Genomic DNA, 15,420 nt, shown 5'->3' on the forward strand with positions numbered 1-15,420 from the left:
AACAAAATAGAAATTGATACGGAACTAAAAATATAACCAATTAAACTATCCAATTTAACTTAATAAATTAAAAGCATGATTCTCTGTAAAACCAAATGGAGGTCTCGGAATGGTAACATCTTCAGAATCGGATACATTACCCGTACTAGGCAATTTACCCTTCTTTAAAAACCCTTTTTCACTACATAAAATCACTTCTATTTCATCTTTAAACGTAATTTCTTTATTTGAATTTACTTCATCTTTAAGCTTTATATCATTCAACCCAAAAAACAAAAAAACTTTATTCTTTTCACTCTCATTAAAAAGTGTTTCAAAATCTCCCCATGGAATGGTAAACACTCTAACAACTTCTGACTTTTTATGTTTATTTTCCGGCTTATTCATTGCATTTATTTTTTTATAAGCCCATTTATTAGAAAACAAAAACCACTTAAAAGCTCTTTTCGCTGCGCAATGATCACTAATTCCATCCTCATCCCTTAACCCTATCGACCCTAACTCCATGCTCAAATCCTCTTCATCTCCCCCCTCTAAAAACTCTTTTGTAAAATTCTTGTAAAATAAAGTCTTGCCTAATATATTTTTACATGAATTAGAACCTATCAATTTAGCGTCAGAAATAGAGTCTATTAAATAAAACACTGTTTCAAACTCAAGTACTCCAATATATAAATGAACACATGGTAAAGGCTTATTTCCTCTCTTACTTTTATATCCTTCCTCTTCAATTACATTTTTCCACGAGTTGTACTCCTTTCTCTTAACTTCAAAACCAGCACCAGAAGTTAAAAAGGTTAAACCCAATTCCGTGTTACGAATTTGATCCCACTTTCTAATACTCTTCTTAACAATATCTATATTCATAACTATTTATTTTATTTAAGCAATATACTTTTAAAATAAAAAGCAAAACATAAAAACGCCTTAAGCGATATAGTTCTTGTCATAAGCGACACAAAAACATGTTTTATTGTTTTATGCTAATCGCTCATAAATATTATTTAAATAAAATTGGAGTAACCTAAGTAGATCAAATATGGTTTTAACAATCTAAAAATCAAAATTCAAGTGCTAAATTTTCAGTTTTTAGAGCATAAAAAAAGCTTCACATTTCTGTGAAGCTTTGCTACTATTAGTAGCGGGAACTGGACTCGAACCAGTGACCTTCGGGTTATGAGCCCGACGAGCTACCTACTGCTCTATCCCGCGATTTCGAGTGCAAATATACATTCTTTTATTTCATCTAACCAAACAAAATGCACTTTTAAAACAACATATTTCTTAACCACCACATTAACAACACCATAAAAAAAACTATTTTTAATTTAAACAACTTATCTTTGCACTATGACACATAAAGCAGGATTTGTAAACATCATCGGAAACCCAAATGTTGGGAAATCAACCTTAATGAATGCATTAGTTGGTGAGAAATTATCTATCATTACTTCTAAAGCACAAACTACCAGACATCGTATTTTAGGAATTGTGAATGATGACGACCATCAAGTTATATTTTCTGACACTCCAGGAATTATTAAACCTGCTTATGAACTACAACAATCAATGATGGATTTTGTAAAATCGGCTTTTGATGATGCTGATATTTTAATTTACATGGTTGAAGTTGGAGAAAAAGAATTAAAGAATGAAGCGTTTTTTAATAGAATAATTCACAGTGAAATTCCTGTAATTTTATTATTAAACAAAATAGATAAATCTTCACAAGAAGAGGTTGAAGAAAAAATTGAATATTGGAAAAATAAAGTGCCTAATGCTTTTGTTTATGTAATTTCTGCCCTAGAAAAGTTTAATGTCGATTCAGTTTTTACAAAAATTAAAGAATTACTACCAGATGCACCTGCTTTTTATCCTAAAGATCAGTTAACTGATAAACCTGAACGATTTTTTGTGAACGAAAAAATACGTGAAAAAATTCTAACGCACTATAAAAAAGAAATTCCGTATTCTATAGAAGTAGAGACTGAAGAGTTTTTTGAAGAAGAAACTATTATAAAAATCCGTTCAGTAATAATGGTTGAACGCGATACTCAAAAAGGTATAATTATAGGTCATAAAGGAGCAGCTCTTAAACGTGTAGGTACAGAGTCTCGTAAAGATTTAGAATTATTTTTTGACAAAAAAGTATTTTTAGAATTATATGTAAAAGTGAATAAGAACTGGCGTTCAAATGACCGACAATTAAAACGCTTTGGTTACAAAGATTAATTTATCTTTTTTAATAACAACTTAGTAAAATTCTTTAAACTTTTCATTTGCTTTTCACCTGTAGACCTACCTATAGTCCCTGCAAAATAAAGTATTACCCATACTATTGGTAAAACTACTAGCATTACTATAGGAAATATTGACCCTTTTTGTAAAGACCAATTGGTATACGCAATAACTCCAAAGATTAAAAAAGCAGTAGCTACAACAAAATGCAAGAACATAAAAAAGGTCCATACCTGTGGTTTTGGGCCAAATAACCCTTTTATTTTTGAAGTTTCTTCGGTTATACTTTCTATCTCTAACGATAATTGAGGAGACCAAAAATGAGTTTCCTTATCGGGTATATCAATAATCACATGAGTATCTACAACCTTCATTTTATATCTAGTTTCATCAGATAAGTAATTTTTAATTTCGCTCATTAAAACCTCAGAATTCATTTCAAAATCAATTTGAAACCTTGGTTTTAAAAAAATCTGATTATACAGTTGATCCTCCATATTTTAAAGTTATTAGCCCACAATGTACTAAAATATAGTATACTATTTAAAATTCGGCTTAAAATCATAACGTAAGTTGTATCTTTGCACAAATTTTTTTGCAAAATGAGTAGTATTGTAGCCATTGTTGGAAGACCTAATGTAGGTAAATCAACCTTATTTAATCGTTTAGTACAACGTCGTGAAGCTATTGTAGATTCTGTTAGTGGAGTTACAAGAGATAGGCACTACGGAAAATCTGAATGGAACGGAAAGGAGTTTTCGGTAATTGATACTGGTGGATATGTTGTCGGATCTGACGATATTTTTGAAGGAGAAATACGCAAACAAGTTCAGCTAGCTATTGAAGAAGCTGATATTATTATTTTTGTAGTTGATGTTGAACAAGGAATTACTCCTATGGATGCTGAGGTTGCAAAAATTTTACGTCAAGTTAAAAAGCCTCTTATTATGGCCGTTAACAAAGTAGATAACGCAATGCGTGACGCAGATGCTGTTGAGTTCTACAACCTTGGTTTAGGAGATTACCATACTATTTCGTCAATAAACGGTAGTGGAACTGGTGAATTACTAGACGCTGTAGCTAAAGAAATTCCTAAAGAAGAAGAAGTTGAAGAAAATGAACTTCCTCGCTTTGCCATTGTAGGACGTCCTAATGCTGGTAAATCTTCTTTTATTAATGCTTTAATTGGAGAAGATAGAAATATTGTTACCAATATTGCGGGTACAACTAGAGATTCTATTGACACAAAATACAATCGTTTTGGTTTTGAATTTAACTTAGTAGATACTGCTGGAATTCGTAAAAAATCAAAAGTAAAAGAAGATTTAGAATTCTATTCTGTAATGCGTGCAGTTCGTGCTATTGAGCATTGTGATGTTGCCATTTTAGTCGTTGATGCAACTCGTGATTTCGAAGGGCAAGATGAAAAAATATTCTGGCTAGCAGAAAAAAACAAAAAAGGTGTTGTTATACTTGTTAATAAATGGGATTTGGTTGAAAAAGAGACCAATACTATGCGTGATTTTGAAGCTCAAATAAGACAGAAAATCTCTCCTTTTAGTGATGTTCCTATTATATTTACTTCTGTATTAACAAAGCAACGTATTTTTAAAGCAATTGAAACTGCTGTTGAGGTTTTTGAAAATAGAAAACGTCGTATTCAAACAAGTAAATTGAATGAAACGATGTTAGAGATCTTAGCTCAAAACCCTCCTCCAGCAATTAAAGGAAAATATGTAAAAATAAAATACTGTATGCAGTTACCAACATATACTCCTCAGTTTGCCTTTTTCGCAAACTTACCGCAGTATATTAGAGATCCGTACAAGCGTTATTTAGAAAACCAACTTCGTCAGCACTATAATTTTAACGGGGTACCTATTATTATCTATTTCAGACAAAAATAAAATAGGTTTAACATAAATTAACAACTTTAAAAATAGTTTTTTCATTTTCTTTGTGGATTATTAAATAATTCATGAAAAAGATTATGAAAAAACTATTTTTTACTTTTATATTATTAATTGCTACTAATGCTTTTTCTCAATCTTACCCTTTTAAAATAACTGGTAAGATTAATTCTGAAAAAGAGAAAACCCCAATTAACGCTGCTACTATTCACTTAGAGAAGGTTAAAGACAGCTCCGTTATTTCTTACACAATATCTAATGATAAAGGACATTTTTCATTAGAAGGAAAATCTTTTCATAAAAATTTAAAACTATTTGTTTCTTATGTAGGAATGGACACCTACTCTAAGCCTATTTCATTAGAAAAAAAGACAAGCTTTAATTTAGGTACAATTAACTTAAGCGAAGAGAGTAATATACTAAATGAAGTTATTATAAAATCTAGAGCTCCGATTACCATAAAAAAAGATACTTTAGAGTTTAATGTAAAATCTTTTAAAACAAAAAAAGATGCAAACGTTGAAGATTTATTAAAAAAATTACCTGGGGTAGAAGTCGATGAAGAAGGTAAAATTACTGTAAACGGAAAACCTGTAAATAAAATTTTAGTAAACGGAAAACCTTTTTTTGGGAATGATCCCTCTATTACAACAAAAAACTTAACAAAAGATATCATTGAAAAGGTTCAAGTTATGGACACCAAATCCAAATCTGAAGCTTTTTCTGGAGAAAAAGGAGATGAAGACAATAAAACAATTAACCTTACTATTAAAAAAGAAAATAATAAAGGTTGGTTTGGTAGAATATCTGCAGCAACAGGAACAGATAAGCGCTATGAAGGTGCAACTATGGTAAACAGGTTTGACAACGACCAACGTTTTAGTGTTTTAGCAAGCACAAATAACATTAACTCACCAGGGTTTAGCTTTGGTGAAATTCAAAAAATGTTTGGTGGTGGAAATAATTGGATTAGTAGCAATGGTAGCTTTAATATTAACGGTAGAAGTTTTGGTGGCGGAAGCGGAATTATAAAATCAAAAACTACTGGTGCAACATATGCTGATAAATATGGTAAAGGTTTAGATGTAAATGCTAATTATTTTTATTCAGGAAGCACATCAAAAGATGCATCAAAAAACAATAGAGAATACACCTTGCCAGACAGAAAATACTTTACAAACTCAACATCTAACACTAACAACGAAAATCATAACCACAGTGTAAGTACAGAGTTTGATATTGAAATAGATTCTACTTTCTTAATTAACATACAACCATCTTTTGTATTTAATAAAAGAAACGGTAGTAATAATAGACAAGAAGAATCATTAGATGATACTAATATTTTAACCAACAGTTATAACAGTAATTCATATGCAGAATCTGAAGCAAATAATTTTAGCAACACTATTGACATTACAAAAAAAATAGGAGCTAAGGGTTCATTTATTAAAGCCTCGATTACAAATAAAGTTGATAAATCTAGTACGGAAGAAGTTAATAAATCTACTATTGAAACTTTTGGTAGCGATGCTACAATCGAAAATCGAGATCAAAAAAGTACTATATCAGATAATTTAAATGGCTTTAATACACGAATAAGCTATCGTTTGCCTTTAGTATCTAAAAAATTATTTTTAGATACTAAATATAGTTTTCAAAGAAATGAAAGAGAAAACAAAGAAAACACATACGACCTTAACAATACATCTTTACAGTATACCGATTTTAACATAGCGCAAAGTTCAGATTTCACATATAACGATATTACTAAAACACCTGCATTAGAATTAATTTATAAAACAAAAAAATGGCGTTTTAACTTCGAAACTGGCTTTGTTAACAGAACACTTGAAAATGACGATAAACTACGTCCTAACTTAAGTTTAAGTAAAAAATTTAACAATTTAGATTTAGATGCTGGCTTTAGATATCGATTTAATTCAAAAGCCTCTGTTTATTTTAGCTACAGGTTAAACAACAACGCCCCTCAGCTTCGTCAAATTCAACCTTTTGAAGATGTTACAAACCCATCTAACATTATTAAAGGTAACCCTAACCTAAAGCCTAGTCAAAACCACAGAATGTATGTTAATTTTAATAAATACAACTGGCAAGCTCGTACAGGAATGTTTTTTTATGTAAGCGGTACTCTTTACAACAACCAAATTATTTCAAACACTAGTATTTCTGATAAATTTATTAGAAATTCTACTTACGAAAATAATAATGGTGGTTATGATGTATGGGGAGGCGGTAGCTATAGTAAAAAAGTTAAATTAGATTCAATTACAAGTCTTAGGTTAAAGCTTGGAAGTAATATAAGTGCCTACAAAAATTTTAATATAAATAACGGAGTTAAAGAAGGCGCAAGAACTCTTGGTTTAAGACCAAACATTGGTTTAACGTTAGATTGGAATAAAATTATATCTATAGAAACTCGTTATGACATCTCTTTTTCTAAAACCAAATATGACATAAATACAAATCAGAATCAGAACTTTACAAGACACTCTTTACGCTTTAGGACAAAAACTACCTTTCCTAAGAAATTAGAATGGAGAAACGATGTAAAATACACTTATAACCCAAACCTTATTGGTTTTAATAAATCTGCTTGGTTCTGGAACGCGACGTTAGCATATTCTGTATTAAAAGATCAAGGTACTATAAGTTTAAAAGCTTATGATTTATTAAACCAAAACACAAACGCACAACGTAGAGCAACTTCAAACTATATTGAAGACTCTCAAAGTACTGTATTACAACAATATTTTTTGCTAGGTTTTAGCTGGAAGTTTAATAGCCTAGGGAAAAAAGGTAAAATACGTGATTTTAATAGGCACTTTTAGCCTATTAATTAGGAAATAAAAAAGCCATTATTTAAAATAATGGCTTTTTTTATATTAATTAATGAAAGTCAAACAAAGCAAAAACGACAAACTGCATACAGTTTTGTAAATTTGCAATAGATTAAGACAATAATTTCATGGAAGTTAGAAAATTAGAAGAATTTAAAGACATTGAATTACCATTACAGCTTAATATTAGTTTCGAAAAGATATATATTATGCTTAAAGAGTATGCTAGCGGTAAATCTAAAGACCATCCTTTTAATGCATCTGCTAATGTTATTATAAAAGAGGTTGAAAAACACCCTGAACTCATTAATGGTTTTTCAGATCTTTCGTTGTTAAAAAAACATGAAACCATTATAGATGTTTTATTAGAAGCTTTATTTCCTGAAATATTAACATTAAACGAAATTAAGGCTGCTACAGTCCCTTTTTCTTTTACTTCTTTTAAGTTTACAAAACGATTAGAAAACATTCTTAAAAACGCTGGTGATGGATATGAATTAAAAGTTAGAAATTTTGAAGATGATAAAATGTACATCATGGCATGTACTTTTATTTTAAATACAGTTTATCAACATCCGATAGACTTAAAACGTCCTTTCTTTTTTGATATCCCTGATAAAAATACTGAATTAATAAAACATTACCGAGTTGCTTTTAATGGAGATTTCATGGACATTACTCCTACAGAAAATGCCCCAAAAATCACAGAAGACGACATTAAAATTCTTTTAGATAATTATGACAATATTGATATTTGGAAAGAAAAATTCCCGCTAAACAGCTATATATTCAAAGGTTTTGGGCTAATGACCTTGTTTGATGTTACTGCTGATGAAAACATTTCATCTATAAGGACCAGTTTATTACAAAAAGATGATGGTCGTATTGTTGAAAAACTTCGTAAAGATTTAAGTGAATTTTATAGTATAAAAGATTTGCAAGTAGGTTTTTCTGTATTTGATACCTCTGATTTTTCTTTACAATCAACACGTATTAAAAAATCTGAAAGTATTATATTATCAGACCATGAAAAAAAAATATCATGCAACACCTTTTTTTGTAGTAACATAATTAATAAGGTTTTTGAAAAGCAAGAAATAGTTGCAATCTCTGATTCTGAAAAATATGGAAAATCATCAAATGAGTTTTCTAAAATATTAAAAGACAAAAATATTGGTAGTATTTTGTTAATACCAATTAAGGCAAGTAAAAACAACGATTTAGCCTTATTAGAAATAGCTTCACCAAGAGCTTATGAATTAAATTCTGTAAATCAACAAAAACTAAAAGACATTATTCCCGTTTTTAAAGCTGCTCTAGACCGTTCTTCTGAAGAATATTTAAACATTATAGAAGCAACAATACAAGAACATTATACCTCTTTACATCCAACTGTAAAATGGCGATTTAACGAAGCTGCAGAGCAATACCAAGCTGATTTAAACTCAAAAAAAGAAAACATAAAAATTGAGCAAATTGTGTTTGAAAATGTATACCCTTTATACGGACAATCAGATATAAAGGGGTCTTCAATTGCTAGAAATGAAGCCATTAAAGAAGATTTAATTACACAACTTAACTTAGCTATTTCTGTACTAAAAAAAGCCTGTGAATCAGAAAAACTACCTATATATGATGAGTTGATGTTTCGTGTAAACGAATATCTAAAAGAAGTTTTTAATGGTTTAAAAGCAGGAGATGAAATTGGTATACTCGATTTTTTAAAGAGAGATATTTATCCCGTTTTTACACATATTAAAGAAATAAACGCTCCTTTAACCGATCTTGTAAACACCTATATGAGTCGTTTAGACCCTAAATTACATGTTGTTTACGAAAAACGAAAAGCATATGAACAAAGTGTCACATTATTAAATGATGAGCTATCTAATTTTATTGATTGCAGACAAGAAGATGCACAAGTAATGTTTCCTCACTACTTTGAACGATATAAAACTGACGGTATAGAGTATAATATGTATATCGGTAAATCTTTAACAAAAGAAAAAAAGTTTGATAAACTTTTTTTATACAACCTTAGGTTATGGCAATTACAAATAATGTGCGAAATGGAAAATGTTGCAAACACTGCTCGTGAATCTATGAATCATGATTTACGTGTTGCTTCTTTAATTCTTGTACACAGCAATCCTTTGTCTATAAAATTTAGAATGGATGAAAAACAATTTGATGTTGATGGAGCTTATAATATTCGTTATGAAATCATAAAAAAGAGAATAGACAAAGCACATATAAATGGAACTAAAGAACGTCTTACTGCTCCTGGAAAAATTGCGATTGTTTACTCTCAAGATAAAGACGCTAAAGAATATCTAAAATATATTAAATACTTACAATCTAAAAATAAGCTAGGTAAAATAGAAAAACTAGAACTAGAAAATTTACAAGGTGTCTCTGGCTTAAAAGCTTTTCGTGTAGAAGTAATTTATCAAACTGATTTCAATAGTAAAAAAACAATAACTATTGATGAATTAATAGGTGATTTTAAACAATAAAGTATCTTATCACTAAATAGTGATAAGATACTCTGTTTTACACTGCGCTTACAGTTTCTTGTATTTGAAATGCAACTGCAAAGGCAACTACACTTACAATTATACCAATCATAAAAACCGTATAAGTTGTTCTTAATAATTTATATTTTCTATTTAAAACTAACCCTAAAAAATATAAATCTTTAGTAAGCGAACCATATAAATAGTCACGATCTTTCATCATTTCATTCATCCCCCATTCAAAATCAGGTAAATTCATTTGATGAAAATTCCCGAAGAACAATAAATTTACTTTCTTGTTTGCTACATCTTCTTTGGTAAATTTACCTTCTGTTACATTCGGGCGAGTTGCCATAACAGATAAAACAATAGAAGCCACTGTAAATAATATAAAAATTAATGATGGTATAATTAAATAATGATTTGACGGATTGTCTAACTTAGGTATTAAAGTAGACAGTGCCATAGAAATAATAATTGCATTTACTGATAATAGAATATTTGCTTTCGTATCAGCAATATCACTTAAGGTTATATGATTTCTTAAAGCAACTCGAAACATTGTTTCAATACCACGCTCTGGTAACTCAACTTTATTTTTCTTAAACGCTAACTCTTCTTTTTTCTGTTTTAACTTTATACTCTCTTGTGCTATTTTTTTTTGATCTTTTAACAACTGGGCTAAATTTTTACTTTCTCCCTTACTCCAATTTTTAGCAGCAAAATCAGTATAAAATCGATGATTTGTTAAAAACTGAATATTTTCTTCGTTCCATTTTACATCAGAAACAACATACTTTTTTGTTAACTCCCATTCTTTTCTTAATAAAGAAGTATAATCACTAAAATTCTTACTCCCTAAATGAGCACAATCTGCATCTTTAATTATCTTTTCTAATTTTAATATAGGCTTTACTCCCATTTTAGTCGCCATAATTAAACTAGACACTTCAGCAACGACATCCTCAGAAATTTCCTTCTTCTTTAAAAAATCTTCAGCTATTTTAACACTTTCTTCTTCATGTTTTTCAATTGACTTTGTATAACCTACATCATGAAACCATGCAGCAATCATTAATTTATTAGCTTCTTCTTCTTCAACCTTCATTCCTTCAATTAGCTCTTTTGTTTTCTCAACCACACGTTGCGTATGAGAAATTGAATGATAAACAAATGATGGTTTTAAATTTTCATTTAAAAGATTAATTACGAATTGCTCTACTTCTGTCAATAAATTTTTCATCAAAAAGGTTTTAACTAGAGTAAAAATAATATTTAATTCTTACTAAGTGTAAGTTAGACGAATATTTTACGACTATCTTACTGTTAAATGCCTTAAGATATAGTACAAAATCAATCCTCAAATTGATTATGTGCTATATTTTTTGCCCAAATTTTTCGTATTTTTAATAATAATTAAAAAAGGATTTTATTATGCTAACTTGGAAAAACATTATTCATTACGCAGTAGACGGAAACCCAACTCCTGCTAAAAGAGTTGAAAAAACAGAAGCTGAATGGAAAGAGTTACTAACTCCTGAACAATTTAGAATTACGCGTTTAAAAGGAACTGAACGTCCTTTTTCGGGTGAATTATGTTCTAGTTATGACGAAGGCAAATATAATTGCACATGTTGTAATACTCCTTTATTTGATTCAACAATTAAATTTAATTCAAGTTCTGGTTGGCCAAGTTTTACACAGCCAATTACCGAAAATGCAATTCAATACAATAGAGATATAACTCTAGGAATGGTTCGTGTAGAGGTTTTATGTAATACTTGCGACGCTCATTTAGGACATGTTTTCCCTGATGGACCAGAACCAAGCGGATTAAGATATTGTATCAATTCAGAATCAATGCAATTAGAGAAAGGAGCAGAAAATGATCAATAATAATATTCAAATAGCTACTGTTGGTGGTGGATGTTTCTGGTGTACAGAAGCAGTTTTCCTAGCAGTAAAAGGAGTTAAAGAAGTTGTTTCTGGTTATGCTGGAGGAAACGTTCCTGGAGAACCAACATATCGTGAAATTTGTTCTGGTTTAACAGGACACGCAGAAGTTATTCAGATAACTTTTGATGCTGATATAATTTCTTACAATGATATTTTAGTTATTTTTATGACAACTCATAACCCAACTACGTTAAATCAACAAGGAGCTGATAGAGGAACTCAATATCGTTCAGTGATATTTTATCATAATGAGCAACAAAAAAAGATAGCTGAAATAGTAACAAAAGGAGTAACTCCTTATTATGAAGATGTAATTGTTACCGAAATTAGTGAAATTCCTGTTTTTTATAAAGCGGGGAAGGATCATCAAGATTATTATAAAAACAATCAAGGTAATAGCTATTGTAGTTATGTGATCAATCCGAAATTATCTCAATTGAGAGCATTACATTCAGATAAACTAAATTAAAGCAGAAGAGGTTTCTATATTATATATGGAAGCCTCTTTTTAAACATACTTAAAAATAAAAACTATGGATAATATTTTATTATACGGAGCAGATTGGTGTCCAGATTGTAGACGAGCGAAAGCATATTTAAAAGAAAACAATATCGAATTTACTTTTGTAGATGTTGATTTAGATAAAGAAGCTACTGCTAAAGTGGAAGCTATTAATAACGGAAAACGAATCATTCCAACGTTAATGATAAAAGGAAAATCATATACCAATCCAGATAATGTTGATTTAGCTGCTGTTTTAGGAATAAATGAAGCAGGAAGAGTCCAATTATTTGGAGCTGATTGGTGTCCTGATTGTAGAAGAGCAAAAAGCTTCTTAAGAGATAATGGTATTAATTTTGATTTTATTGATGTTGACCAACATGATTGGGCAACGGCTAAAGTAGAAGAGATTAATAACGGAAAACGAATTATTCCTACTGTTTTAATTGATGATGTGCCATACACAAATCCTGATAATGTAAAATTAACAGCGCTTCTTTCAATAAATATAGAGAAAGAACATAAAATTTATGACACCATTATTATTGGTGGTGGAGCAGCAGGATTAACAACTTCTATTTACGCACAAAGAGATCGTTTTGATACTTTAATTTTAGAGAAATCTACAATTGGAGGAAATGCTTTCTTAACAGAAAAAATTGAAAACTATCCTGGTTTTACTTCTATTTCTGGTCCGAAATTAATGGAAAAGATGGAAGAACAAGCCACAACTTATGGAGCTGTTATTAAAACTGGTGAAGAAGTTATTACTATCGAGAAGAAAGATGGAATGTTTACCATACAAACAAAAAGCACAACGTATTTAGGAAAAACAGTAGTTTTATCTACAGGTTCTACTTACAGAAAAATAGGAATTCCAAATGAAGAAGAATTAATTGGTTCTGGAATTCATTTTTGTGCTACTTGCGATGGTGCTTTTTACAGAGATAAAGATATTATTGTTGTAGGTGGCGGAAATTCTGCTTTAGAAGAAGGAATATTTCTTGCAGGGTTTTGTAAAAGTGTAAAGATTGTACACCGCTCTGAAAAATTTTCAGCATCAGAAACATATGTTGAAAAATTAAAATCGATAGAGAATATTTCAACTTATATGAATAAAACATCTTTAGAATTTATTGCCAATGAAAAGGGATTATTCAAAGGATTAAAATTAAAAGATAATCAAACAAATAAGGAATCAGTTTTAGAAGCAGATGGTACTTTTATTTTTATTGGTTTAATTCCGAATACACTATCTTTTAAAGGTGTTGTAAACTTAGATAAAAGAGGTTTTATTCAAACAACAGGCTTAGCACAAACTTCTGTAGACGGAATATTTGCAGCAGGAGATTGTAGAGAAGGAGCAATTGCACAAGTTGCCGCAGCAACTGGCGAAGGTGTTTTAGCGAGTTACGGAATTAGAAGTTATTTAAAATAACGAGTAGCGTAAAATCAATATAATTATGGAAGTAATTCCTACTATTAAATTATACGGAGCCGAAAGGTGTCATAAAACTCAATACTATAAAATATTTTTTAAAACGCGTAATCTAGATTACGCATTTTTAGATGTTGCCCTAAATGAAAGTTTTGCAGAAGAATTAAAAAATCTATACGAAAACAGAAAACTTAACTTTCCAACAATTACAATTGGTAAGAAAAGACTTCGAAACCCGACAGATAAAGAGTTAAATAAATGGATAGAAAAACTAAAATAGCATTCGGAGGTGGTTGTCATTGGTGTACAGAAGCGGTTTTTCAATCGTTAATTGGCGTTGAAAAAGTGGCACAAGGTTTTCTTGCTTCCATTAATGAAAACAACACCTTTTCAGAAGCTGTTATCGTTACTTTTAATTCTGATGAAATCCCATTAAAAACATTAGTAGAAATTCATTTACATACTCATAAAAGCACTTCGCAACACTCTATGCGTAAAAAATATCGTTCTGCTGTTTATGTGTATCCTGAAAATAAAAAAATAGAAATTCAGCAAATAATTGATGATTTACAAGATGATTTTGAACAAGAAATCATTACACAAATATTAGATTTTAAGGAATTTAAATCGTCTGAAAATCAATTTAAAGACTATTACTATTCTAGCCCAGAAAAACCGTTTTGTAAAACATTTATCAATCCTAAATTAAAATTTTTGCTAACTCATTTTTCTAAACAAGTAAACACAGAGAAACTAAACATTACAACTACCTAATTATGAAAAACACAAAACTAAATATCATAAATAAAAAAGGACATAAATTACAAGCTTACTTAGAACTACCTGCAAATCAAAAACCAAATTATTATGCCATTTTTGCGCATTGTTTTACGTGTAGCAGTACTTTGGGAGCTGTTAAAAACATTAGTCGTTCATTAACGCAACATGGTTTTGGTGTTTTACGTTTCGATTTTACGGGTTTAGGTCGTAGTGAAGGTGAGTTTTCTGAAAGTTATTTTTCTGCAAATATTGATGATCTTATTTCTGTAAACGATTATATAACCGAACATTATGATGCTCCATGTTTATTGGTTGGTCATTCATTGGGCGGAGCTGCTGTAATTGTAGCTGCCTCAAAATTAGAAAACATCAAAGCAGTTGCAACTGTTGGGGCTCCATCTAATGTGAGTCATGTTAAACATTTGTTTTCTCATGGAATTGAAAATATAAAAACGGCTGGTAATGTTGAAGTAAATATAGGCGGAAGACCTTTTAAAATCAATCAAGAATTTATTTCCGACTTTGATAAAACTAATTTACCAGAAATCACAAAATCTTTAAGAAAACCGATCTTAATCTTACATTCCCCTATTGATACTGTTGTAGGAATTAACAATGCACAAGAACTTTATTTAAGTGCACATCATCCTAAAAGTTTTATTAGTTTAGATGATGCTGATCATTTATTATCAAACCCAAAAGACAGTATTTATGCAGGTAACTTAATTGGTACTTGGGCTGAACGTTATTTCCCGAAACAAGAAAATAAAATGTTAGAAACTTATGGAGAACAATTAGTTGGACATTTAAATTTGATTGAAGATAATTTTACGACAACCATTCAATCTAAAAACCATACGATTATTGCAGATGAACCGACTTCGATTGGCGGAGATAATTTTGGCCCTTCTCCTTACGAATATTTAAATGCTGGGTTAATTGCTTGTACAGCTATGACACTTAAAATGTATGCAGAACGTAAAAAATGGGATTTACAAGAAGTTTTTGTGTATGTGACACATTCACGAAAACACAGTGATGATTTAGGAATTGAAGTTGAAAAGCCAACTTTTTTAGATCATATCAGTAAAAAATTAAAATTTGTTGGTAATTTAGACGAGAAGCAGAAAAAACGCTTAAAAGAAATAGCTTCTAAATGTCCAGTTCATAAAACATTGGCTAGTGAAGTTATTTTTGACACAACTATTATTGAATAATA

At 30.0% G+C, this 15,420-nt stretch carries 13 protein-coding genes and 1 tRNA gene; 10 read left to right on the forward strand and 4 right to left on the reverse strand.

Going from position 1 to position 15,420, the window contains the following annotated elements; all coding sequences use genetic code 11:
* Positions 1–54: 54 nt before the first annotated feature.
* Positions 55–867, reverse strand: a complete 813-nt coding sequence (locus tag CXF68_RS01245; protein WP_101042547.1) for a hypothetical protein — start codon at positions 865–867, stop codon at positions 55–57.
* A 272-nt stretch (positions 868–1,139) separates the two neighbouring features.
* Positions 1,140–1,212 (reverse strand) — tRNA-Met (locus CXF68_RS01250).
* A gap of 138 nt (positions 1,213–1,350) precedes the next feature.
* Here CXF68_RS01250 and era point away from each other — a divergent pair.
* On the forward strand, positions 1,351–2,232 hold the full coding sequence (era, locus tag CXF68_RS01255) for a GTPase Era (RefSeq protein WP_101042548.1): 882 nt from the start codon (positions 1,351–1,353) through the stop codon (positions 2,230–2,232).
* Here the strand turns inward: era and CXF68_RS01260 are convergent.
* Positions 2,229–2,735 (reverse strand): GTP-binding protein, encoded by a 507-nt coding sequence (locus CXF68_RS01260; protein WP_101042549.1) that lies wholly within the window; start codon positions 2,733–2,735, stop codon positions 2,229–2,231. The two genes, era and CXF68_RS01260, sit on opposite strands and share 4 nt — an antisense overlap.
* 105 nt (positions 2,736–2,840) lie before the next feature.
* Between CXF68_RS01260 and der the strand changes: the two genes are divergently transcribed.
* From der to CXF68_RS01275, 3 genes are all read left to right on the forward strand, one after another.
* Positions 2,841–4,145: a ribosome biogenesis GTPase Der gene (der, locus tag CXF68_RS01265; RefSeq protein ID WP_101042550.1), complete on the forward strand. Its 1,305-nt coding sequence runs from the start codon at positions 2,841–2,843 to the stop codon at positions 4,143–4,145.
* A gap of 83 nt (positions 4,146–4,228) precedes the next feature.
* Positions 4,229–7,000, forward strand: coding sequence for an outer membrane beta-barrel protein (locus CXF68_RS01270; RefSeq protein ID WP_101047284.1), 2,772 nt, complete (start codon positions 4,229–4,231; stop codon positions 6,998–7,000).
* A gap of 137 nt (positions 7,001–7,137) precedes the next feature.
* Positions 7,138–9,525 carry a GAF domain-containing protein gene (locus CXF68_RS01275; RefSeq protein WP_101042551.1) on the forward strand — a complete coding sequence of 796 codons (2,388 nt, stop codon included), beginning with the start codon at positions 7,138–7,140 and terminating at the stop codon, positions 9,523–9,525.
* Positions 9,526–9,562: 37 nt separating this feature from the next.
* Here CXF68_RS01275 and CXF68_RS01280 read toward each other — a convergent pair whose 3' ends face one another.
* Positions 9,563–10,768, reverse strand: a complete 1,206-nt coding sequence (locus CXF68_RS01280; protein WP_101042552.1) for a Pycsar system effector family protein — start codon at positions 10,766–10,768, stop codon at positions 9,563–9,565.
* 191 nt (positions 10,769–10,959) lie between these two features.
* On the opposite strand from CXF68_RS01280, the gene msrB reads away from it, so the two are divergent.
* The 6 genes from msrB (at position 10,960) to CXF68_RS01310 (ending at position 15,418) form a co-directional block, all read left to right on the forward strand.
* Complete coding sequence (msrB, locus tag CXF68_RS01285; RefSeq protein WP_101042553.1) at positions 10,960–11,421, forward strand: peptide-methionine (R)-S-oxide reductase MsrB; 462 nt, start codon at positions 10,960–10,962, stop codon at positions 11,419–11,421.
* Complete coding sequence (msrA, locus tag CXF68_RS01290; protein WP_198553738.1) at positions 11,411–11,950, forward strand: peptide-methionine (S)-S-oxide reductase MsrA; 540 nt, start codon at positions 11,411–11,413, stop codon at positions 11,948–11,950. The genes msrB and msrA overlap by 11 nt, the downstream gene beginning before the upstream one ends.
* Before the next feature lie 64 nt (positions 11,951–12,014).
* On the forward strand, positions 12,015–13,421 hold the full coding sequence (locus CXF68_RS01295; protein WP_101042554.1) for an FAD-dependent oxidoreductase: 1,407 nt from the start codon (positions 12,015–12,017) through the stop codon (positions 13,419–13,421).
* A 25-nt stretch (positions 13,422–13,446) separates the two neighbouring features.
* On the forward strand, positions 13,447–13,701 hold the full coding sequence (locus CXF68_RS01300) for an NrdH-redoxin (RefSeq protein WP_101042555.1): 255 nt from the start codon (positions 13,447–13,449) through the stop codon (positions 13,699–13,701).
* Positions 13,680–14,195 (forward strand): peptide-methionine (S)-S-oxide reductase, encoded by a 516-nt coding sequence (locus CXF68_RS01305; RefSeq protein ID WP_101042556.1) that lies wholly within the window; start codon positions 13,680–13,682, stop codon positions 14,193–14,195. Before CXF68_RS01300 ends, CXF68_RS01305 begins: the two co-directional genes overlap by 22 nt.
* A 2-nt stretch (positions 14,196–14,197) precedes the next feature.
* Positions 14,198–15,418 carry a bifunctional alpha/beta hydrolase/OsmC family protein gene (locus tag CXF68_RS01310; protein ID WP_101042557.1) on the forward strand — a complete coding sequence of 407 codons (1,221 nt, stop codon included), beginning with the start codon at positions 14,198–14,200 and terminating at the stop codon, positions 15,416–15,418.
* The last annotated feature ends 2 nt before the right edge of the window (positions 15,419–15,420 follow it).

This window comes from Tenacibaculum sp. Bg11-29 (genome assembly GCF_002836595.1).
In the GTDB taxonomy this organism is placed as follows: domain Bacteria; phylum Bacteroidota; class Bacteroidia; order Flavobacteriales; family Flavobacteriaceae; genus Polaribacter.